Source organism: Streptomyces sp. MMG1533 (genome assembly GCF_001279775.1).
Classification (GTDB): Bacteria; Actinomycetota; Actinomycetes; order Streptomycetales; family Streptomycetaceae; genus Streptomyces.
Window position 1 is genome coordinate 152,907 of the sequence record NZ_LGDG01000001.1, and the last position, 21,367, is coordinate 174,273.

Consider the following 21,367-nt stretch of genomic DNA (forward strand, 5'->3'; position numbering starts at 1 on the left):
GGCCTCACCCGACCCGTCTCTTCCGACTGGTCACAAGTGAAGCACTCACCACTGACAACGCCTTCCGATTCCGAGGAGTTCCAGGCATGAGCCGCATGTCCCAGACCGACCCCGAACTCACCCACCGCCTCACCAGACGAGGCATGCTCGGCGTGGCCGCCGGTGCCACCGCCGCCGCACTGCTCGGCGCCGCCGCGACCCCCGCCACCGCCGCCACCGAGGCCGCGTCCGGCGCCGCAGGCCGGGGCCGTCCCGTCCTGCCGCCCGGGAGGCTCGGTATCCAGCTGTACAGCCTGCGCGACAAGGTCTCCACGCTGGGCTTCGCCCCCGTCTTCGCCGAGTTGGAGAAGTACGGCTACGACGAGGTCGAGTTCGCCGGCTACACCCAGGGCTCGGCCGGTCCCATCACACTCGCCCAGCTCAAGCGGCTGGCCAGGAACCACGGCCTGAACCCGATCGGCAGCCACGTCGGCTACTACTCCAGCGACCCCGACGCCTACACCTTCGCGCAGAACCTCACCAAGGTCCTCGACGACGCCCAGGCCCTCGGCCTCAAGCACATCGGCACCGCCTCCGGCCCGTTCCGCTACGGCTCGACCGTCGACGCGTGGAAGCGCGCGGCCGAGGAGTTCAACACCTACGGCGCTGCGGCGAGGGCGCGGGGCATGAAGTTCTACCAGCACAACCACTCCGAGGAGTTCTCCTTCGCCACCGACAACCCCAAGGTCCGCCTCTACGACGTGCTGCTCGCCGAGACCGACCCCGACCTCGTGTTCCTGGAGATGGACATCTTCTGGGCGTACTCGGGCCAGTTCCGCTTCTCGAAGCGGCCCGACGGCACGCCCGCGCCCTTCGAACCCCTCGACTACGTCCTCAGGCAGCCCCACCGCTACCCGCTCTTCCACGTCAAGGACGGGGTGAGCGATCCGGCGAACCAGTACGGCTACCGCATGACCGACGTCGGCGACGGCGACATCGACTACCAGCGGTTCATCTCCGCCGTGACCCGGCTGCGCGGCGAACGGCTCGCCCACCACTGGCAGGCCGAGCACGACAACCCGACCGAGTCGTTCACCTTCGCACGCCGTTCGAGCGAGCATCTGCACTCCCTGCGCGAGAAGTGCTGACAGCTCGTCCGCACATGAGGCGGCCCTCCCCGAGTTCGGGGAGGGCCGCCTCATGAACGCCGTACCGGCGTCAGCCCGCCGGCTGCGGCTGCGCGGACCGTGTGCCGTCGCGGCTGCGCCCCGGCTGCCGCAGCAGCAGCGCGAGTGCCGCCGCCACCATCGACACACAACCGGCCAGCGCGTACGCACCGTCGTAGCCCCAGGCGGCGACCACCATGGAGCCGAGGCCGCCGCCGAACAGCCCGCTGACCAGCTTGCCGCTGTACACCAGCCCGTAGTTGGTGGCGTTGTAGTTCTCCCCGAAGTAGTCCGGGGTGAGCGCCGCGAACAGCGGGTAGAACGCGCCGCCGCCGAAGCCGGAGAGGAAGGCGAAGAACAGGAACAGTGCCTCGCTCCTGACGTCACCGGCCCAGATCACACCGAACTGGGCCAGGCCCAGGACGACGATGACGAAGACCAGGGTGGACTTGCGGCCCCACCTGTCGGACAGCCAGCCCACCACGCCGCGGCCGATTCCGTTGATGACCGCCATGACGCCCATCGACGACGCGGCCACCAACGGGCCGAAACCGACCTCCTTGGCATAGTCGACCTGGAAGGAGATGCCGAAGATCGACACGCCGGCCGTCATCACGATGGAGACCCACATCAGGGGCAGCATGCCGGTCCTGATGGCCTCCTTCGGGGTGTACTGCTTCACCGCCGGAGGGTTCTTGGCGAGGCCGGTGGAGTTCTTCCGGTCGCCGGAGAACGTGAGCGGGTCCACGTTCTTGGGCCACCAGTTCTTCGGCGGGTCCTTGAAGAAGAAGGCGCACCCGAAGACCACGATCACGATGTAGCAGCCGATCAGGTCCAGCACCCGGTGGTAGTTCGCCGTGTCGAAGCCGTAGTTGAAGATGAAGATGAACGGCAGCGACCCGTACGCGAACCCGCCGTTGACGAAGCCGGTCTTCGCTCCGCGCCGCTCGGGAAACCACTTCCCGACCATGTTGATGCAGGTCGCGTAGACCAGCCCGGCGCCGATGCCGCCGACCACGCCGAAGCCGAGAATCGCCAGCCAGACGTTGCCCAGGTGCGACAGTGCGAGGAAGCCGACGACGCACATCAGGGAGCCGACGTACATCGCCTTGCGGGCGGTCAGGATGCCCTTCTCCCGCAGCCAGCCCGCCGGGAAGGCGATGCCGGCCTGGAAGAAGACCCACACGCTGAGGATCCAGAAGGTGTTGCTCTGCGTCCAGCCGTGGGCGTGGGACAGGGTGTCCTCCGCCGAGCCGTACGCGTATTCGAAGACGCTGATGGCCATCATGGCGATCCACGGCAGATACACCATGAGCTTGCGGGAGTGACCGAGGATGTCCCGGTCGCTCTCGCCGACGCGGTAGACGCGGCCGTGCGCGTCGGTCACTTCACGGTAGGGACGGTTCGCGGCGTCGGGGTGTACAGGGCTGTTCGATGCGACGGGGTCAGCCGTCATGTCACGCCATCTCCTCGCCGAGCGGGTGCGGGTTGGGAGCTATGCGCCGGGCCTGCGGCCTGCCCGGTGCCCTGAGGAAGAGCGCCAGTACCGCGGAGGCGAGGCCTATGGAGCCCGCTATGACGAACGCGCCCTCGTAGTCCCACGCGTCGACCACGACCGCGCCCACCCCGGATCCCACGAGCCCCGAGATCAGTTTCGAGCTGTAGACCATGCCGTAGTTGGAGGCGTTGTTGTTCTCACCGAAGTAGTCCGCGGTCATCGCCGCGAACAGCGGGAAGATCGCGCCGCCGCCGAACCCGGAGACCATGGAGCAGAACAGGAAGAACGGCATACTGCCCATCTGGCCGGACACCAGCACCCCGAACTGGGCGCTCCCCAGCACCAGACACACGATGATCAGTGTGTTGCGGCGGCCGAACTTGTCGGAGATCCAGCCGATCACGCCGCGTCCCGTGCCGTTGACGATGGCCTTCAGCGACATCGCCGTGGCGACGATCCCGCCCGCGAAGCCCATGTCCTTGCCGAACGGCACCTGGAAGGCGATGCCGAAGATGTTGATGCCGGCCGTGCACAGCAGACAGAACCACATCATCCACAGCACGGGTGTACGGGCGGCCTCCTTGGGTGTGTACTGCTTGACCGCCGGCGGGTTCTTCTCCAGCGCCCGGCGGATCTTCGGGTCGTCGGTCTGCTTGAGCGGGTCGACGTGCGCGGGCCACCAGTTCTTCGGCGGGTCCTTGAAGAACCAGCCCGCGAAGGCGACGACCGCACAGCAGATGACGCCCACCATGACCAGGACGCCCTTGTAGTTGCCCAGGTCCATGTACGAGGTGAACAGGAACACGAAGGGCACCGAGCCGTAGGCGAAACCGCCGTTGACCATGCCGGTCTTGCCGCCCTTGCGCTCCGGATACCACTTGCCGACCATGTTCACGCAGGTCGCGTAGACGAGGCCGGCGCCGATGCCGCTGCACATGCCGAAGCCGAGGTAGGCGACGAACACGTTCGGCGCGTACGCGAGCGAGAGATACCCGAGGATCGTGCCCAGCGCGCCGAGCATCATCGCGTACCGCGCGGGAAGCTTCCCGCTCTCCCGCAGCTGCCCGGCGGGGAAGGCGACGGCGGCCTGGAAGAACACCCAGACGCCCATCAGCCAGAAGATGTGCCCGTTGTCCCACAGATGGGCCTCGTGCAGGGTGTCCTCGGCGGAGGTGAACGCGTACTCCGAGGAGCTGATGCCCAGCATGCCCATCCACGGGAAGAGCACCATGGTCCATCGTGGCCGGCCCATGATGTCCCGGTCGGTCTCGCCGATCCGGTACACGCGGCCGTTGCGGTCCGTCACCTCCCTGTAGGGGACGGATGTCGAGAAGTCGGTGGTTGTCATGTGTGTCGCACCCCTTGCGTCGAAAGATCTGGCCAGCGCCCCCTGTCCAATGCCTTTCGTGTGCGCACGGGTCCCGGGGCCGGCCGACGCGCACCGTCGGTCGGCCCCCGCACCGGGTCACCTCATGAACCGCCCCCCAACAGTCCTGCCGCCCGAGCCCAGCGGTACTTCGCGCCGAGCACGGCCACCGGTTTCTCGGTCGTGTACGGGTACGCCACGACGCCGCGCTCGTAGAGGTACTGGCAGGCCTCCTCGACCTCGACGTCGCCCGCGAGCGACGCCACCACCGGCTTCTCGATGCCGCGCTCCCGGAACTCGGCCACCACGCGCGCGGTGAGCTCCGCGAAGACCATCGGGGGAGTCACGATGGTGTGCCAGTAGCCGAGGACGAGCGCGTGGATGCGCGGGTCCTCGAGGCCGAGCCGGATCGTCGCCTCGTACGTCGACGGCGGCTCGCCCCCGGTGATGTCCACCGGGTTGCCCGCGGCCCCGAAGGGCGGGATGAACTTCCGGAAGGACGCGTCCAGGTCCGGCGGGATCTCCATCAGGGAGAGACCGTTGTCGGTCACCGCGTCGGACAGCAGCACTCCGCTGCCGCCCGCCCCGGTGATGATCACGATGTTGTCGCCCTGAGGAGTGGGAAGCACCGGCAACGCGCGCGCGTACTCCAGCATTTCGTTCAGCCCCGGCGCCCGGATGACACCGGCCTGCCGCAGGATGTCGTCGTACACGGCGTCGTCGCCGGCCAGCGCGCCGGTGTGCGACCCGGCGGCCTTCGCACCGGCCGCCGTACGTCCCGCCTTCAGGACGACGACCGGCTTCTTCGGTACGGTCGCCCGCGCGGCCTCGACGAAGGCGCGCCCGTCCTTGAGGTCCTCCAGGTGCATCGCGATGCACTCGGTGTGCGGGTCCTCGCCGAACCAGGTCAGCAGATCGTCCTCGTCCAGGTCCGACTTGTTGCCGAGGCCGACGATCGCCGACACGCCCGTCTTGGTGGTCCGGGCGAAGCCCAGGATGGCCATCCCGATGCCACCGGACTGCGAGGTCAGCGCGACCCCGCCCTTGACGTCGTACGGCGTGCAGAACGTGGCGCACAGGTCCTGCCACGTCGAGTAGTAGCCGTAGATGTTCGGCCCGAGCAGCCGGACGCCGTGCCGTTCGGCGATTCCCACGATCTCGTCCTGGAGTTCGTGCTCGCCGGTTTCCGCGAACCCGGAGGGGATCAGCACGGCGTTCGGGATCTTCTTGCGTCCCACCTCCTCCAGGGCCGAGGCCACGAACTTGGCGGGGATCGCGAAGACCGCCACATCCACCTCACCGGGAACGTCGGTGACACTCTTGTACGCCTTGCGGCCGAGAATGTCATCGGCCTTGGGGTTCACCGGATGGATCTCCCCGGCGAAGCCGCCGTCGATGAGGTTGCGCATCACGGAGTTGCCGATCTTGCCCTGTTCGTTGGAGGCACCGATCACGGCGACGGACGAAGGCTGCATCAGCCGGCGCATGGAGGTGAGGATCTCCTCGCGCGTGTACGTCCGTCGGGGTTTCGGCAGGGACTCGGCGAGGATGACCCTGATGTCGGCCGCGACGGCGCCATCCGGCGTGGCGATCACCGGGTTGAGGTCCACCTCGGCGATCTCCGGGAAGTCCGCGACGAGTTGGGAGACCCGGCGGATCTGCTCGGCGATCGCCCACCGGTCCACGGCCGGCGCGCCGCGCACCCCGCGCAGGATCTCCGCCGCACGGATGGAGTCCAGCATGGACAGGGCCTCGTCGGCGTCCAGCGGCGCGAGCCGGAACGTGACGTCCTTGAGGACTTCGACCAGCACCCCGCCGAGCCCGAAGGCCACGACCTTCCCGAAGGTCGGGTCGGTCACCGCGCCGACGATGACCTCCTGCCCCTTGGGGAGCAGTTCCTGGACCTGTACGCCCGCGATACGGGCGTCCGCGTTGTACGCGCGCGCGTTGTCGACGATCTCGTGGAAGGCGGCCCGTACGTCGGCCGAGCCCTCGACACCCACGATCACCCCGCCGGCATCGGTCTTGTGCAGGATGTCGGGCGAGACGATCTTCATCACCACGGGTCCGCCGAAACGCGCCGCGTAGGCGACGGCCTCATCGACGTCGGTCGCCAGCTCCTCGCCCGGTACGGCGATCCCGTAAGCGTCGGCGATCACCTTGCCCTCGGGTGCGGTCAGCGCCGTCCGGCCCTCGGCCCGCACGGAGTCGAGGAGCGTACGCACCCTCAGGTGGCGGTCTTCGGCCATCACGTCAGATCACTCCGTTCGACTTGAGCAGGCGCAGCTCCTCGTCGCCGAGACCGAGCTCGCCGACGTAGACCTCTTCGTTGTGCTCGCCCAGCAGCGGTGAACTGCTCACCTCGACGGGGGAGTCGGAGAGCTTCAGCGGGCTGCCCACGGTCACGAACTCGCCCCGCTCGGGGTGCGGCACGGTGACGACCATCTCGTTGGCGACCAGCGACCGGTCCTCGATGATCTCCCTGGTGGACAGGATCGGCCCGCACGGGATGTTGTGGGCGTTGAGCTTCTCCAGCACCTCCCACTTGGGAAGCGTCGAGGACCACTCCTCGATCAGCTGGAACATCTTGCCCAGCTTGGGCAGCCGGGCCTCGGGCGTCGCCCACTCGGGGTCGGCTGCCAGTTCGGGCCGGCCGATGAGCTCGCTGAGCGGCTGCCAGCCGACGGGCTGCACGATGACGTACACGTAGTCGTTGGGGCCGCCCGGCGCGCACTTGACCGCCCAGCCGGGCTGGCCGCCGCCGGAGGCGTTTCCGGACCGGGGAACCTCGTCGCCGAAGTCGTCGTTGGGATATTCAGCGAGCGGGCCGTGTGCCAGGCGCTGCTGGTCGCGCAGCTTCACCCGGCAGAGGTTGAGCACAGCGTGCTGCATGGCCACATTGACCCGCTGACCGCGCCCGGTGTTCTCCCGCTGGTACAGCGCCGCGAGAATCCCCGCCACGGCGTGGACGCCCGTGCCCGAGTCCCCGATCTGGGCCCCCGTCGCCAGCGGCGGCCCGTCCTCGAAACCGGTGGTCGACATCGACCCGCCCATGGCCTGAGCGACGACCTCGTACGCCTTGAAGTTGGTGTACGGCCCGTCCCCGAACCCCTTGATGGAGGCATAGACGATCCGCGGATTGATCTCCTGGATGCGGTCCCAGGTGAAGCCCATGCGGTCGACCGCGCCCGGTCCGAAGTTCTCGACCATGACGTCGGAACGCCGGATCAGCTCGGTGAGGATGTCCTTGCCGCGCTCGGTCTTGGTGTTGAGGGTGATGCTCCGCTTGTTGCAGTTGAGCATCGTGAAGTAGAGGGAGTCGACGTCCGGGAGGTCGCGCAACTGCTTGCGCGTGATGTCACCGGTCGGCGCCTCCAGCTTGACGACGTCCGCGCCGAGCCAGGCGAGCAGCTGGGTCGCGGAGGGCCCGGACTGCACGTGCGTCATGTCCAGGACGCGGATGCCTTCGAGTGCCTTGGTGGTCACCCAGCTCACCTCACTTGTACATGGTCTGGTTCATGGTTCCGGGGGCGTACGCGTCCGGGTCGACCCAGACGTTGATCAGCGACGGCTTGCCCGACTCACGGGCGCGCCGGAGCGCGGGGCCGATGTCGGCGGGGTCGCGGACCTCCTCGCCGTAACCGCCCAGCATCTGGGCGAACTTGTCGTAGTGGACGTCGCCGAGGGTGTTGCCGATCCGCTCGCGCTCCAGGCCGTACTTCTGGGCCTGGCCGTAACGGATCTGGTTCATGGAGGAGTTGTTGCCGACGATGCCGACGAAGGGGAGGTCGTAGCGGACGAGGGTCTCGAAGTCCCAGCCGGTGAGGGAGAAGGCGCCGTCGCCGAAGAGGGCGACGACCTCCTTGTCGGGCCGCGCCTGCTTGGCCGCGAGCACGAAGGGGACGCCGACACCGAGGGTGCCGAGCGGGCCCGGGTCCATCCAGTGGCCGGGTGACTTGGGCTGGACGACCTGACCGGAGAAGGTGACGATGTCGCCGCCGTCGCCGATGTAGATGGAGTCCTCGGTCAGGAAGTCGTTGATCTCGCTGACCAGCCGATACGGGTGGATCGGCGAGGCGTCCGACTTCAGACTCGGCAGCCGCTTCTCGATCGCGGTCTGCTCTGCTGCCCGCAGCTCGTCCAGCCACTCCTTCCGCCGGGACGCACCGCCGTTGACGCGCCCGGAGGCCGCCTCGGTCACCGACTTCAGCACCAGCCCCGCGTCGCCCACGATCCCGAGGTCGACGTCGCGGTTCTTGCCGACGGTCCGGTAGTCGAGGTCGATCTGCACGACGGTCGCGTTTGGCGAGAGCCGCTTGCCGTAGCCCATGCGGAAGTCGAAGGGCGTACCGACGATCACGATGACGTCGGCGTTGGAGAAGGCGTACCGGCGCGACAGCTGGAAGTGGTGCGGGTCGCCGGGCGGGAGGGTGCCGCGGCCCGCGCCGTTCATGTACGCCGGAACGTTGAGCGTCCGTACGAGGTCGATGGCCGCTTCGGTCCCGCGTGTCGTCCACACCTGGCTGCCCAGCAGGATCGCGGGCTTCTCCGCGTGGACGAGCAGGTCGGCGAGCTTCTCGATCGCCTCGGGGTCGCCGGCCGAGCGGGTCGAGGCGCGGTAGGCGCCGGGCTTCGGCACGCGTGCTTTCGCCGCCGGCACCTTGGCGTCGAGGACGTCGCGCGGGATCTCCAGGAAGGAGGGGCCGGGCGCGCCGTGGTAGCACTCGCGGAACGCCATGGACACCATGTCCGCCGCGCGCGCCGTGTCCGGCACGGCTGCCGCGAACTTGGTGATCGGCGTCATCATGTCGACGTGCGGCAGGTCCTGCAGGGAGCCCATCTTGTGCTGGGTGAGGGCTCCCTGGCCGCCGATCAGCAGCATCGGGGACTCCGCGCGGAAGGCGTTGGCGACACCGGTGACGGCGTCGGTCGTGCCGGGACCCGCGGTGACGACCGCGCAGCCGGGCTTGCCGGTGATGCGGGCGTAACCGTCGGCGGCGTGGGCTGCTACCTGTTCGTGCCGGACGTCGACGACTTCTATGCCCTCGTCGACGCAGCCGTCGTAGATGTCGATGATGTGGCCGCCGCACAGGGTGTAGATGCGATCGACCCCCTCGGCCTTCAGGGCTTTGGCGACGAGATGACCACCGGAAATCACGTCCTGGGTGTCGTCGGGCATGGCGAAGTCCTGTCCCTTCGTAGGGGGTTGGAACGCTCTCGCGGTACATTGCATACAGTCGACGAATACTGTATGAAGCTTGTTATCCCGCATCCGGTGGGTGGTGTCCAGGGGGCGTGCGGCACTTTTAAGGCAGGAGCCGAGATGGACCTGTACGAGCACCAGGCAAGGGAACTCTTCGAAGAACACGGCATCTTGGTGCCGAGGGCGGAGGTCACCGACTCACCCAAGGAAGCCCGCGAGATCGCCCGCAGGCTGGGCGGCAGGGTCGTGGTGAAAGCCCAGGTGAAGACCGGTGGCCGGGGCAAGGCGGGCGGCGTCAGGCTCGCCGCCGACCCGGCCGCCGCCGAGTTGACGGCCCGACAGATCCTGGGCATGGACATCAAGGGCCACACGGTCGGCAAGGTGATGCTGGCCCAACCCGTGGACATCGAGACCGAGTTCTACGTCTCCTACGTTCTCGACCGCGCGGCGGGCCGCTTCCTCGCGATCGCCTCCGCGGAGGGCGGCATGGAGATCGAGGAGATCGCCGCCAGTCGACCGGAGGCTGTAGCCCGTATACACGTCGACCCGGCCGAGGGCGTCACCTCGGCGAAGGCGGCAGAGATCGCCGAGGCCGCCGGGCTGCCGCCGCAGACCGTCGACGTCCTCGTGCGGCTGTGGGAGGTGCTGGTCCGCGAGGACGCCGTCCTCGTCGAGGTCAACCCGCTCGTCCGCACCGGGCAGGGGCAGATCCTCGCCCTCGACGGCAAGGTCACCCTCGACGACAACGCCCGCTTCCGGCAGGCCCGTTGGGGCACGGAAGGCGCGGCACACGACGACCCGCTGGAGGTGGCGGCCGCGGCCAAGGGCCTCAACTACGTCAAGCTCGACGGCGAGGTCGGCATCATCGGCAACGGGGCCGGCCTCGTCATGTCGACCCTCGACGTGGTCGCCGGCTGCGGGGCCCGCCCCGCCAACTTCCTCGACATCGGCGGCGGGGCCTCGGCGCAGGTCATGGCCGACGGACTGTCGGTCATCCTCTCCGACCCGGCCGTGAAGTCCGTCTTCGTCAACGTCTTCGGCGGGATCACCGCCTGCGACGCGGTCGCCGACGGCATCGTGCAGGCCCTGGACACCGTCCAGTTGAGCAAGCCGCTCGTCGTACGCCTCGACGGCAACAACGCGGCGCGCGGTCGCTCCATCCTCGACGGGCGCGCCCACCCGCTGGTCCAGCAGGCCACCACCATGGACGGCGCCGCCCGCCGTGCCGCCCAACTCGCCACCACAGCCTGAGGAGACGGGACATGGCGATCTACCTCACCAAGGAAAGCAAGGTCCTCGTCCAGGGCATGACCGGCGGCGAGGGCATGAGGCACACCCGCCGCATGCTCGCGGCCGGCACGAACGTCGTCGGCGGCGTCAACCCGCGCAAGGCCGGCCGCACCGTCGACTTCGACGACCGTGCCGTGCCCGTCTTCGGGTCGGTCGCCGACGGTATGCAGTCGACCGGAGCCGACGTCACGGTCGTCTTCGTGCCCCCCGCCTTCGCCAAGGCGGCCGTCGTCGAGGCCGCCGACGCCGGTATCGGCCTCGCCGTCGTCATCACCGAGGGCATCCCGGTCCACGACTCCGTCGCCTTCACCGCGTACGCAAAGGGGAAGCGAACCCGGGTCATCGGCCCGAACTGCCCCGGCCTGATCACCCCCGGCCAGTCCAACGCCGGCATCATCCCGGCCGACATCACCAAGCCGGGCCGCGTCGGCCTGGTGTCCAAGTCGGGCACGCTCACCTATCAACTCATGTACGAGCTCCGCGACATCGGCTTCTCGACCTGCGTGGGCATCGGCGGCGACCCCGTCGTCGGCACCACCCACATCGACTGCCTCGCGGCCTTCCAGGACGACCCGGACACCGAGATCATCGTCCTCATCGGCGAGATCGGCGGCGACGCGGAGGAACGCGCGGCCGCCTACATCCGCGAGCACGTCACCAAGCCCGTCGTCGGCTACATCGCCGGCTTCACCGCGCCCGAGGGCAAGACGATGGGGCACGCGGGCGCGATCGTGTCCGGTTCGGCCGGCACCGCCCAGGCCAAGAAGGAGGCGCTGGAGGCGGCCGGCGTCGAGGTCGGCGGCACCCCCACCGAGACGGCACGCCTGGTGCTGGCCCAACTGCAGGCGTGACATCACTCATAGGTGACGTGAGGTCACTTTCCGGAGCCGAGGTCCCTCGCTAGCCTCCTCCCCAGCCACGTACTACCGCCCCCGACTGTGCACCGAGAGCGGAGAACCCTCGATGGCAACCACCCTCACCCTCAAATCAGGCACGTCCTGGACCGAAGCCCGGCAGCGCTGCCTCGCGGCCGCCCCCGAGGCGTTCCGGGACGACCGTGTCCTCAACCTCTGGGACTCCGCCTGGCGGGCGGACGGCCGGGCACTGCCCGCCACCAGTCCCGTCGACGGCAGCCCGATCGCCGGCCCGCCGCGCCTGGACCGGGCCACCGCCCACCAGGCGGTACGCGCCTCGCTCGACCAGCACCGCGCCTGGCGGCACGTCCCCCTCGACGAACGGCGCGCCCGGGTCGCGGCCACCCTCGACGCCCTCACCGAACACCGTGAACTGCTCGCCCTGTTGCTCGTCTGGGAGATCGGCAAACCCTGGCGGCTCGCACAGGCGGACGTCGACCGGGCCATCGACGGCGTGCGCTGGTACGTCGACGGCATCGAGCCGATGCTCACCGGCCGGTCTCCGCTGGACGGCCCGGTGTCGAACGTCGCGAGCTGGAACTACCCGATGAGCGTGCTCGTTCACGCATTGCTGGTACAGGCACTGGCAGGCAACGCGGTCATCGCCAAGGCCCCGACCGACGGCGGTGTCGCCTGTCTGACCCTGGCCTGTGCGCTCGCCGCCCGCGAGGGGATTCCCGTCACCCTCGTCAGCGGCAGCGGAGGCGAGCTGTCCGAGGCGCTGGTGCGGGCGCCCGAGATCGGCTGCGTCTCCTTCGTCGGCGGCCGCGACACCGGCGCCGCGGTGGCCACGGCCGTCGCCGACCTCGGCAAGCGACACGTACTCGAACAGGAAGGACTCAACACCTGGGGCATCTGGAACTACACGGACTGGGACGCGCTCACGGCGGTCGTACCCAAGCTCTTCGACTACGGCAAGCAGCGCTGCACGGCGTACCCGCGCTTCGTCGTCCAGCGGCAGTTGTTCGACGAGTTCCTGGCGGCGTACCTCCCGGCGGTCCGCACGCTCAAGGTGGGCCACCCCCTCGCGGTCGAGCGCCCCGACGACCCGTATCCCCGGCTGGACTTCGGGCCGGTGATCAACGCGGCCAAGGCCAAGGAACTCCACGACCAGGTCGCCGAGGCCGTTGACCGCGGTGCCGTCCCGCTGCACCGTGGCCGGACGTCCGACGCGCGGTTCCTGCCCGGCCAGGACACCTCGGCGTACGTCCAGCCGGTCACCTTGCTGAACCCGCCGCCGTCCTCGCCGTTGCACCACGCGGAGCCGTTCGGCCCGGTCGACACCATCGTCCTGGTCGACACGGAGGCGGAGTTGCTGGCCGCGATGAACGCGTCCAACGGCGCGCTGGTCGCCACGCTGTCCACGGACGACCGCGCGACCTTCGACCGACTCGCCCCGCAGATCAGGGCGTTCAAGGTCGGGCACGGCAAGCCTCGGTCCCGCGGCGACCGTGACGAGTTGTTCGGCGGGTTCGGCGCGTCCTGGCGGGGCGCGTTCGTCGGCGGCGAGCTGCTGGTGCGTGCCGTGACCCGAGGCCCGGTGGGGGAGCGGCTGCCGGGAAACTTCCCGGAGTACCAACTCTGGCCGTGACGCCGACGCGGCGGGCCCGATGCGACGAGGCGTGCCGGCAGTACCCCGTCATGTCGGCCCGGCTCAGGTGACGCTCGACGGCCGGGTGGTGTTCGCTTCCCGCGGGCGCCGCCCGGCGATCACCTCGCCGGCCGACCACTGTGCCACGCCCTGCGGACAGGGGCGGGGCAGTGCGGCCCGTGCCGGGGCGGACCGGCTCGGGTTCGTTGCGCGTGCCCGTGAGCCGGTGGTGGCGGCCGCCGAAGCCGAAGACGCCCCGGGTCCACATCAGCTGCAGCGCCCCAGGACCGGGCGACCGCCGGAGATCACGTCCACGGTGGACGCCATCCTGCCGAGGACTGCGGGCGGACGGATCCGTCGCCGTCACTGGGCCCGGCGACGGGCGTCAGGTGTTCCCACAGCCCGGCGTCCTCGGTCTCCGGTACGGCGCCGGCCTCCAGCCAGGTTTCTGAATCGTCGAGAATACTGACGATCAGTTGTGGACACAGTCGCTGACATGGCCAACGATCAGGGACCGGCACCCCTCGAAGACCGGCTCGGCTCCCTCCTCAAGCACGCCCAGGCCAAGCTGGCCCGTACGTCCGCGATGGCCCTCGCGCCGTACGGTGTCGACGGCCATGAACTGGCCGTCCTCGTGGTGCTCTCCGGTGACGAGCCGCTGTCCCAGGTCGAGGCGGCCGCACGACTGGGGATCGACCGCACCACGATGGTGTCGCTCATCGACGGTCTGGAGGACCACGGGCTGGTGGCACGGCGGCGCAGCCCGCAGGACCGGCGCAAGAACATCGTGGAGCTGACGCCCGCCGGGCGGGAGTGTCTGCGACAGGCGGAGCGGGCGCGCCGCGCGGCGGAGCGCCGATTCCTCGCGGCGTTGGACGAGGAGACGGCATCGGTGCTGGTGCGCGCCCTGCGGGCACTGGTGCACGACGCCCGCAGTACGGAGTGACGCGGTGCTCAGCCGATGCCCTGACGGTCCGGCCTCAGGGCGAAGGCCCGGTCCGAGGCCTGCGGGACACCGCGCTCGACGGCCTGTGCGAGCAGCGCCCGATGCCGCAGCAGCGGCCCCCGCCGCTCCTCGGGGGCCAGCAGCGCCAGGTCGTCGAGTCCGGCCAGCAGACGTCGCGTGACCTGCGGATGTCCTACCGCGTAGCCGCGGATCTCGGTGAACCCCAGATCCACCAGCTCGGTCCACCCCGGCACGGGCTGCACGAGCCGGACCGTGCCCCGCCGGTCCCGGTGCAGCGAGGGGTCCAGTGGCCGCCGGGCCAGGGCGGCCAGGAACTGCACGATCCGGTCCAGGGCCTGTACGGCCGTCGTCGGATCGTTGATCGCGGAGGACAGGGCCCTGAGCGCGATGTCGGACAGCTGGCGCAGCCCGAAGGCGAGATCCTGGTGGAAGGTGCGTTCGACGCCGACGGAGAGGGTGTAGCGCAGTGCGCGGCGGGGCGGCGCCTGCCCACCGTGCACGGCCAGGACGGGCGTTCCGGGCACGACGAAGTCCCCGGTCCGCGGAATCAGCCGCAGTACGACGTCGTGCTGCCGTGCCACCCGCACCAGCCGGGCGATGTTCACGTCCCGCAGGACGCCCGCCCGGCCGTCGTGGGCGATCCACGCCGTCTCGGGCCCGAGCGCAGCCCCGTCTGCGGGAGCTCCGACCGGGATCAGCGCGGTCACCCGGAAGGCCTCCCCGACGATCCGGTCGATCACCTGGCTGATCCGCATCAACCGCAGCGTCGTGTTCACGTACATCACGAACAGCAGCAGGCTCAACCCGACCATGACGAGCGTGACGAGCGACTGGACGATGGGGACCGAAGAGACGAGACGGGGGTCGGGATCGCTGTCGTACGAGGTCAGGACGAGCAGGGTCAGCAGGAAGGTCGCGAGGAAGACCGCGAAGGTCGCCTTGGTGATCCGGCTCCGTACGAAGATCCGCACCACTCGCGGGCTGAACTGGCCGCTCGCCATCTGCACGGCGACCAGCGAGATGCTGAAGACCACGCCGATGAAGGTCATCATCGCCGAGCTCACCGTGGTCACCACGGTCTTCGCGTCGGCTGCGAACTTCAGCAGCTCCTCGACCGTGTCGTACTCGTGCTGGTCCTGAAGCGCCTCGACGATCCTGGTGTCGATCTCCGACGCCACCGCCCAGACGACGAAGACGCCCACCATGGCCGCGGCGGGAGCGAACCAGAACGTGTCCCGCAGATGTTCCCTGAGCGGTGACAACGCCCGCGGTCTGCGCCCGGTGGACGGGCTGTGCGTAACCATCGAGTCGCTCATGGTGAGACCTTAGATTCACCACCCGGGTCGGGCCGGGAGCGGCGCTCGGGCGACGGATATGCAGGTGAAGGCCACTCCGAAACCTTGGTATTGTTGTGCATGTCGCCGCGGGGAACACCCCCGGCCGGGCGGCAGACACCTCGTCCGGGTGGCGGAATGGCAGACGCGCTAGCTTGAGGTGCTAGTGCCCTTTATCGGGCGTGGGGGTTCAAGTCCCCCCTCGGACACCAACTGAGACCCCTGTTCACCAGGGGTCTTCTGCTTTTCAGGGGCTCTCGCGCATCTGGCCCGGAGCTCCCGCCCGCAGTCCGTCCATCACGAGGTCCAGAAGCCGGGCGATGCGCGGCCGCCAATCCCCCTGGGGATCGATCTGCCAGAGGCCGGCGATGGCGAGAAAGAAGTCGTCGGCGGTGACCCCCGGCCGGATGGTGCCGGCCTTCTCGCATGCGCGGAGCAGGAGCTCGGCGGCGGCCGTCACAGGCGCGTGGCCCGGCTTCGCCGAGCTGCCGGACGCGCTCATGGCCCGGCGGATCGCCTCCGCCATGCCGACCTTGGCCATCGCGAACTGCGCCAGCCGGTCCATCCACTCGCGCAGCGCCCGGTCGGGTTCCCGCGTCCCGAGCAGCTGTGCCGCGGCGTCGGCGACCTGCTGCATCTCGTGGCGGTAGACCTCCAGGACGAGCGCCTCGCGGTGGGGGAAGTTCCGGTAGAACGTGCCCTGTCCGACGCCCGCCTTCTTCGCGATCACGCTCAGCGGGGCGTCCGCGGAGCGGGTCAGCTCGACCAGTGCCACCTCCAGGATGCGCTCGCGGTTGCGCTGCGCGTCCGAGCGCAGGGGCGCGTCCTTCTTCTGTTCCACTCGCCCTCCTCGTGGGTCACGGTCGTGGGTCACGGCCGAAACCCGTCCTTGATAAGCGGACAGCTGTCCAGTACGTTCGAGTGGAAGCGGACAGCTGTCCATTTGAGTCCACTCTAGCGCCGGTACGACCGGCGGTCCCCCTCCGCGCCCATCCGATACGTCATCCGACCCGGTTGCCTGCCGGAGCGTCCGCTCGACGTCCTCCGGATATGCGAAAGAAGGCTGATCATGGCCCCAGCCCCATCGCCTACGTACAGCGCCGTCACCTTGAAGATCAACGGTGAGAAGCACACGCTGTCCGTCGACCACCGCACCACGCTCCTCGACGCCCTGCGCGAGCGCCTGGACCTGACCGGTACCAAGAAGGGCTGCGACCAGGGGCAGTGCGGTGCCTGCACGGTCCTGCTCGACGGCCGCCGGGCCGTGTCCTGCCTGCAACTCGCCGTGGCGGCCGAGGACCGCGAGATCACCACCGTCGAAGGGCTGGCCGAGGGGGAGCACCTCCACCCTGTGCAGCAGGCGTTCCTCGACCTCGACGGCTACCAGTGCGGCTACTGCACGCCGGGCCAGATCTGTTCGGCCGTCGCCGTGATCGAGGAACACGCGGCGGGCTGGCCGAGCGCCGTCACCGACGACGTCCGGCCCGAAGCGGGACCGCAGCCCCTGACGGCCGACGAGATCCGCGAACGGATGAGCGGCAACCTGTGCCGCTGCGGCGCGTACGTGTCTATCGTCCAGGCGGTCGCCCGGGCGGCCGAGTCCGCAGAGGGCAAGGAGGCCGTGGCATGAAGGAGTTCGACTACCGGCGCGCCGTCGACGTCTCCGGCGCCCTCGCTCTGCTCGACGCGGATCCCGACGCACGCTTCCTCGGTGGCGGCACCAACCTCGTCGACCTGATGAAGACCGGCGTCGAGCGTCCTGCGCGACTCGTCGACGTTCGCGAACTCCCACTGGACAGAGTCGAGTTGACGGACAGCGGTGGGCTGCGCATCGGCGCGACCGTCACCAACAGCGACCTCGCCGCGCACCCCGAAGTCCGCCGCCGCTACCCGGCGTTGACACAAGCGGTGCTGGCCGGCGCCTCCGGACAGCTGCGCAACATGGCCACCGTCGGCGGAAACCTGCTCCAGCGCACCCGCTGCGGCTACTTCGCCGACGTGACCAAATCCTGCAACAAACGCGTCCCCGGCAGCGGTTGCCCCGCCGTCGAGGGCGAGCACCGCAACCACGCCGTCCTGGGCGCATCCGAGCACTGCGTGGCCGTCCACCCCTCCGACATGGGTGTGGCGCTGACGGCCTTCGACGCGGTCCTCTCGTACGAAACGGTGGACGGGCCCGGCGAGTTGCCCCTTGCGGACTTCTACCTGCCGGTGGGGGACACCCCGCACCGGGAGACCGCGCTGCCGCCGGGAGCGCTGATCACCGGCGTCACGCTGCCGGCGGCCCCGGTCGCCGCCAACTCCCGCTACCGCAAGGTGCGCGAGCGGGCCTCGTACGCCTTCGCGATCGGCTCGATCGCCGCCGCGCTCGACGTGCGGGACGGTGCCGTACGCGAGGTCCGCCTGGCGTTCGGGGCAGTCGCGTCCCGGCCCTGGCGGGCCCGGGAAGCCGAACGTGTACTCACCGGGGCACCGGCCGACGCCGAGAACTTCGCGGCCGCCGCGGACGCCGAACTGGCCGCCGCGAAGCCGCTGCCGCACAACGGATACAAGGTGACCCTGATGCGCAACCTCGTGGTGGCCGTGCTGACCGAACTCGCCGAGGAGGCCGCCCGATGACCACCGCCCCCGCAGCGCGCCGGAATTCCGTCGGCACCGCGCACACCCGCGTCGAGGGACGGGACAAGGTCACCGGGACGGCCCGCTACGCCGCCGAGATCCCGTTCGACGAACTCGCCCACGGCTGGCTGGTGTTGTCCACCGTCGCCCGGGGCCGCATCCGTTCGGTGGAGGACGCCCCCGTCCTCGCGATGCCGGGCGTGGCCGCTGTCCTGCACCACGGCAACGCCCCGCGCGTCGACACCGACTACGTCGGCCTGCTGGGCGTCCCACCGGACCCGACCGCGGCCGTCTTCCAGCACGACCGGGTGCCGCACCTGGGCTGGCCGGTCGCGCTCGTCGTCGCCGACACCTCCGAACAGGCCAGGGAAGCCGCCGAAGCGCTCGTCGTGCACTACGAACAGGAACCGCACGACGTCGACTTCGCCGCCGAACACCCGGACGCGTACCCGGTCGACAACCACGGACCGGCAGTGATCGAGAACGGGGACCTGGAGGCCGAACTCGCCGCCTCCGACGTCGTGTTGGACGCGGAGTACACCACCCCGGAGGAACACCACAACCCGATGGAGCCGCACGCGGCGACTGCGCTGTGGGACGGCGGACGACTGGAGATCGTCGACTCCAACCAGGGCACCATGTGGGTCGCGAGCGAACTCGCCAAGCTGTTCTCACTCGACCCGGCCTCCCTGCGAGTACGGTCGGAGCATGTCGGCGGCGGCTTCGGCAGCAAGGGCGTCCGCGCCCACCAGGTGGCCGCCGTGATGGCCGCGACCGTCCTGCAGCGCCCCGTCCGCGTGGTCATGACGCGCCGTCAGATGTTCTCGCTCGCCGGCTACCGCAGTCCCACGCGGCAGCGCCTCAGGCTCGGCGCCGACGCCGACGGCCGACTGCGCGCGCTGGAACACAGCTCCCTGAGTCTCACCTCGACTGTGCACGAATTCATGGAGTCGGCCGCTCTGCCCGCCCGGACGATGTACGGCGCCGATGCCCACCACACCGCCAACCGGCTCGTACGACTCGACGTGCCGACCCCGACGTGGATGCGCGCGCCGGGCGAGGCACCGGGGTCGTTCGCGCTGGAGTCGGCGTTCGACGAACTCGCCGAGAAGTGCGGCCTCGACCCCATCGAACTGCGCGTCCGCAACGAGCCTGAGCGGGGGCCGGTCTCCGGGCTCCCGTTCAGCGGTCGCAACCTGCCGGCCTGCTTCCGGGAGGGCGCCCGCCGGTTCGGCTGGGAGGGCCGGGACCCGCGTCCCGGGGTGCGCCGCGACGGCCGCCTGCTGCTCGGCACCGGCACGGCGGCGGCATTCTTCCCCGCGGGCTCCGCACCGTCCACGGCGGCCGTGACGGCGGAGGCGGACGGCACCTTCACCGTGCGCGTCAACGCGACGGACATCGGCACCGGGGCCCGGACCGCGCTCACCCTGGTCGCCGCCGACGCACTGGAGACGGCACCGGAACGCGTCCGAGTGCACATCGGGGACAGCGACTTCGGGCCCGCGTTCATCGCCGGCGGCTCGATGGGCACCCGCTCCTGGGCCTGGGCGGTCAAGGCCGCGGCCGAGGAACTGCGGGAGCGGCTCGCCCTCGGCGCCACCGTCCCGCCCGAGGGTCTCACCGTACGGTCCGACACCACCGAGGCCGTCGGCGCCCTCGCGCCCAAGGAACGGCACTCCTTCGGCGCGCAGTTCGCCGAGGTCGCCGTGGACCCCGCCACCGGCGAGGTGCGGGTGCGCCGGATGCTCGGCATCTTCGCGGCCGGCCGGATCGTCAACCCCCTCACCGCACGCGGCCAGTTCATCGGCGGAATGACCTGGGGCATCTCGATGGCCCTGCACGAGGAGGCGGTACGGGACCACGGCACGGGCGGCCACTACGGCGCCGACCTCGCCGGCTACCACGTGGCCGCGCACGCCGACGTCCCGCCCATCGAGGTGGACTGGATCGACGACCCGGATCCCGACGACCCCGTCGGCATCAAGGGCATCGGCGAGATCGGCATCGTCGGTGCCGCGGCGGCCATCGCCAACGCGGTCTGGCACGCGACCGGCGTACGCCACCGCCACCTGCCGATCCGGCCCGACCGCGTCCTCACGGCAGGCCGACATGCTTGACATCGCCCCCGAGCTGCACCGCTGGGCCGAGGAGGGCCGCGAGTTCGCCGTCGCCACCGTCGTGGCCGTCGGCGGCAGCGCCCCGCGCGGCCCCGGCGCCGCCCTCGCGGTCGATGGTGCGGGCACGGCGATCGGCTCGGTCTCCGGCGGCTGCGTGGAGGCAGCGGTGTACGACCTGTGCGTGCGGGCACTCCACGGCCCAGGGGGCGGCGAGACGGTCGTCGAACGCTTCGGCTACAGCGACGAGGACGCCTTCGCGGTCGGTCTGACCTGCGGCGGGGTCATCGACATCATGGTCACGCCGGTCCGGGCCGACGGACGCGCCCGGACGGTGGTCCGGTCGGCGCTGTCCGCCGCCGTCCGGGGCGAGCCGACCGCGCTCGCCCGGGTCGTCCGGGGACCGGCAGAGCTCCTGGGCAGGGCGTTGCTCGTGCGGTCGGACGGCTCGTACGAAGGCGGACTCGGCGAACTGGACCGTGCGGCGGCGGCCGAGGCCCGGGCCCTGCTGGACGCCGGCCGTACCGGCACCGTCGAACTGTCGGCGGACGGCTCGCACTGCCCCGGTGGCCTGACCCTGCTCGTCGAGTCGAGCCTGCCGCCGCCCCGCATGATCGTCTTCGGTGCGATCGACTTCGCGGCGGCGCTGGTGCGCGCCGGGAAGTTCCTCGGATATCACGTGACCGTGTGCGACGCCCGCCCCGTCTTCGCCACCAGGGCCCGCTTCCCCGAGGCCGACGACATCGTGGTCGACTGGCCGCACCGCTATCTGCGGGGTACCGCCACCGACCCGCGCACGGTGCTCTGCGTACTCACCCACGACGCCAAGTTCGACGTACCACTGCTGAAGGAGGCTCTGCGGATGCCGGTCGCGTTCGTCGGCGCGATGGGCTCGCGGCGCACGCACGCGGACCGTGAGCGTCGACTGCGTGAAGTCGGCCTGACCGCACGGGAGCTGGCCCGGCTGCGGTCGCCGATCGGGCTCGACCTCGGCGCCCGTACGCCCGAGGAGACCGCGCTGTCCATCGCGGCGGAGATCGTCGCGGCCCGGCGGGGCGGGACAGGCGTGCCGCTGACCGGGTCGGGGACGCCGATCCACCGTGACGGGGGAGAGGAGAGCGCCGTGGCGGCGGCCTGAAGGTCAGGTACGGGTTCGAGTGGTAGGGCCCCGGAGACGGGCGTACCGTCGAACGGTGGACCGCAGTGGACGGCAGAGTTCGCTGCCCCCTGTCGAGGGTTCGACCCCCGAGAGTGCGACATGCCATGACGAGCCCGCAGCCAAGCCCCTCAGCGCAGACCACCACCCGGGAACCGGGCGGTGGCAAA

Annotated in this window: 16 protein-coding genes and 1 tRNA gene; 10 read left to right on the top strand and 7 right to left on the bottom strand. The window is 70.1% G+C overall.

The features are described from left to right. The first annotated feature begins 86 nt into the window (after positions 1 to 86). Positions 87 to 1,127, top strand: coding sequence for a sugar phosphate isomerase/epimerase family protein (locus tag ADK57_RS00695; protein ID WP_053747307.1), 1,041 nt, complete (start codon positions 87 to 89; stop codon positions 1,125 to 1,127). 70 nt (positions 1,128 to 1,197) lie between these two features. Here ADK57_RS00695 and ADK57_RS00700 read toward each other — a convergent pair whose 3' ends face one another. From ADK57_RS00700 to ADK57_RS00720, 5 genes are all read right to left on the bottom strand, one after another. After that, positions 1,198 to 2,601 carry an OFA family MFS transporter gene (locus ADK57_RS00700; protein ID WP_053747308.1) on the bottom strand — a complete coding sequence of 468 codons (1,404 nt, stop codon included), beginning with the start codon at positions 2,599 to 2,601 and terminating at the stop codon, positions 1,198 to 1,200. A 1-nt stretch (position 2,602) separates the two neighbouring features. Next, complete coding sequence (locus ADK57_RS00705) at positions 2,603 to 3,991, bottom strand: OFA family MFS transporter (RefSeq protein WP_053747309.1); 1,389 nt, start codon at positions 3,989 to 3,991, stop codon at positions 2,603 to 2,605. Positions 3,992 to 4,113: 122 nt separating this feature from the next. Beyond that, complete coding sequence (locus ADK57_RS00710; RefSeq protein ID WP_053747442.1) at positions 4,114 to 6,258, bottom strand: acetate--CoA ligase family protein; 2,145 nt, start codon at positions 6,256 to 6,258, stop codon at positions 4,114 to 4,116. Between the two features lie 4 nt (positions 6,259 to 6,262). Next, positions 6,263 to 7,495 carry a formyl-CoA transferase gene (gene frc, locus ADK57_RS00715; protein WP_420711826.1) on the bottom strand — a complete coding sequence of 411 codons (1,233 nt, stop codon included), beginning with the start codon at positions 7,493 to 7,495 and terminating at the stop codon, positions 6,263 to 6,265. A 10-nt stretch (positions 7,496 to 7,505) separates the two neighbouring features. Continuing rightward, on the bottom strand, positions 7,506 to 9,188 hold the full coding sequence (locus tag ADK57_RS00720; RefSeq protein WP_053747311.1) for a thiamine pyrophosphate-binding protein: 1,683 nt from the start codon (positions 9,186 to 9,188) through the stop codon (positions 7,506 to 7,508). A gap of 144 nt (positions 9,189 to 9,332) precedes the next feature. Here ADK57_RS00720 and sucC point away from each other — a divergent pair, with 144 nt between their 5' ends. The 4 genes from sucC (at position 9,333) to ADK57_RS00740 (ending at position 13,953) form a co-directional block, all read left to right on the top strand. After that, a complete protein-coding gene (gene sucC / locus ADK57_RS00725; RefSeq protein ID WP_053747312.1) occupies positions 9,333 to 10,463 on the top strand; it encodes an ADP-forming succinate--CoA ligase subunit beta in 1,131 nt (376 codons plus the stop codon). Positions 10,464 to 10,474: 11 nt separating this feature from the next. Then, on the top strand, positions 10,475 to 11,353 hold the full coding sequence (sucD, locus tag ADK57_RS00730; RefSeq protein ID WP_053747313.1) for a succinate--CoA ligase subunit alpha: 879 nt from the start codon (positions 10,475 to 10,477) through the stop codon (positions 11,351 to 11,353). A 112-nt stretch (positions 11,354 to 11,465) separates the two neighbouring features. Further along, positions 11,466 to 13,007 carry an aldehyde dehydrogenase family protein gene (locus ADK57_RS00735; protein ID WP_053747314.1) on the top strand — a complete coding sequence of 514 codons (1,542 nt, stop codon included), beginning with the start codon at positions 11,466 to 11,468 and terminating at the stop codon, positions 13,005 to 13,007. Positions 13,008 to 13,503: 496 nt separating this feature from the next. After that, entirely contained in the window at positions 13,504 to 13,953 is a 450-nt protein-coding gene (locus ADK57_RS00740) for a MarR family winged helix-turn-helix transcriptional regulator (protein WP_053747315.1), read from the top strand. An 8-nt stretch (positions 13,954 to 13,961) separates the two neighbouring features. On the opposite strand, the gene ADK57_RS00745 is transcribed toward ADK57_RS00740, so the two are convergent. Next, positions 13,962 to 15,290 carry a DUF2254 domain-containing protein gene (locus ADK57_RS00745; protein WP_053747316.1) on the bottom strand — a complete coding sequence of 443 codons (1,329 nt, stop codon included), beginning with the start codon at positions 15,288 to 15,290 and terminating at the stop codon, positions 13,962 to 13,964. Positions 15,291 to 15,432: 142 nt separating this feature from the next. On the opposite strand from ADK57_RS00745, the gene ADK57_RS00750 reads away from it, so the two are divergent. Beyond that, positions 15,433 to 15,520: transfer RNA gene (locus ADK57_RS00750), tRNA-Leu, on the top strand. Between the two features lie 35 nt (positions 15,521 to 15,555). On the opposite strand, the gene ADK57_RS00755 is transcribed toward ADK57_RS00750, so the two are convergent. Continuing rightward, on the bottom strand, positions 15,556 to 16,149 hold the full coding sequence (locus ADK57_RS00755) for a TetR/AcrR family transcriptional regulator (RefSeq protein WP_053747317.1): 594 nt from the start codon (positions 16,147 to 16,149) through the stop codon (positions 15,556 to 15,558). Between the two features lie 228 nt (positions 16,150 to 16,377). On the opposite strand from ADK57_RS00755, the gene ADK57_RS00760 reads away from it, so the two are divergent. From ADK57_RS00760 to ADK57_RS00775, 4 genes are read left to right on the top strand one after another with little or no spacing between them, the layout of a single operon-like run. After that, positions 16,378 to 16,938: a (2Fe-2S)-binding protein gene (locus ADK57_RS00760; RefSeq protein ID WP_053747318.1), complete on the top strand. Its 561-nt coding sequence runs from the start codon at positions 16,378 to 16,380 to the stop codon at positions 16,936 to 16,938. Next, positions 16,935 to 17,927, top strand: coding sequence for an FAD binding domain-containing protein (locus tag ADK57_RS00765; RefSeq protein WP_053747319.1), 993 nt, complete (start codon positions 16,935 to 16,937; stop codon positions 17,925 to 17,927). The genes ADK57_RS00760 and ADK57_RS00765 overlap by 4 nt, the downstream gene beginning before the upstream one ends. After that, on the top strand, positions 17,924 to 20,044 hold the full coding sequence (locus ADK57_RS00770; RefSeq protein WP_053747320.1) for a xanthine dehydrogenase family protein molybdopterin-binding subunit: 2,121 nt from the start codon (positions 17,924 to 17,926) through the stop codon (positions 20,042 to 20,044). The genes ADK57_RS00765 and ADK57_RS00770 overlap by 4 nt, the downstream gene beginning before the upstream one ends. Next, positions 20,037 to 21,179 (top strand): XdhC family protein, encoded by a 1,143-nt coding sequence (locus tag ADK57_RS00775; protein WP_053747321.1) that lies wholly within the window; start codon positions 20,037 to 20,039, stop codon positions 21,177 to 21,179. The genes ADK57_RS00770 and ADK57_RS00775 overlap by 8 nt, the downstream gene beginning before the upstream one ends. Positions 21,180 to 21,367 lie beyond the last annotated feature (188 nt).

Bases quoted from the DNA above. Each gene is read 5' to 3' on its own strand.
- ADK57_RS00695 (WP_053747307.1), top strand. From the start codon at position 87: ATGAGCCGCATGTCCCAGACCGACCCCGAACTCACCCACCGCCTCACC.
- ADK57_RS00700 (WP_053747308.1), bottom strand. From the start codon at position 2,601: ATGACGGCTGACCCCGTCGCATCGAACAGCCCTGTACACCCCGACGCC.
- ADK57_RS00705 (WP_053747309.1), bottom strand. From the start codon at position 3,991: ATGACAACCACCGACTTCTCGACATCCGTCCCCTACAGGGAGGTGACG.
- ADK57_RS00710 (WP_053747442.1), bottom strand. From the start codon at position 6,258: ATGGCCGAAGACCGCCACCTGAGGGTGCGTACGCTCCTCGACTCCGTG.
- ADK57_RS00720 (WP_053747311.1), bottom strand. From the start codon at position 9,188: ATGCCCGACGACACCCAGGACGTGATTTCCGGTGGTCATCTCGTCGCC.
- sucC (WP_053747312.1), top strand. From the start codon at position 9,333: ATGGACCTGTACGAGCACCAGGCAAGGGAACTCTTCGAAGAACACGGC.
- sucD (WP_053747313.1), top strand. From the start codon at position 10,475: ATGGCGATCTACCTCACCAAGGAAAGCAAGGTCCTCGTCCAGGGCATG.
- ADK57_RS00735 (WP_053747314.1), top strand. From the start codon at position 11,466: ATGGCAACCACCCTCACCCTCAAATCAGGCACGTCCTGGACCGAAGCC.
- ADK57_RS00740 (WP_053747315.1), top strand. From the start codon at position 13,504: ATGGCCAACGATCAGGGACCGGCACCCCTCGAAGACCGGCTCGGCTCC.
- ADK57_RS00745 (WP_053747316.1), bottom strand. From the start codon at position 15,290: ATGAGCGACTCGATGGTTACGCACAGCCCGTCCACCGGGCGCAGACCG.
- ADK57_RS00760 (WP_053747318.1), top strand. From the start codon at position 16,378: ATGGCCCCAGCCCCATCGCCTACGTACAGCGCCGTCACCTTGAAGATC.
- ADK57_RS00765 (WP_053747319.1), top strand. From the start codon at position 16,935: ATGAAGGAGTTCGACTACCGGCGCGCCGTCGACGTCTCCGGCGCCCTC.
- ADK57_RS00770 (WP_053747320.1), top strand. From the start codon at position 17,924: ATGACCACCGCCCCCGCAGCGCGCCGGAATTCCGTCGGCACCGCGCAC.
- ADK57_RS00775 (WP_053747321.1), top strand. From the start codon at position 20,037: ATGCTTGACATCGCCCCCGAGCTGCACCGCTGGGCCGAGGAGGGCCGC.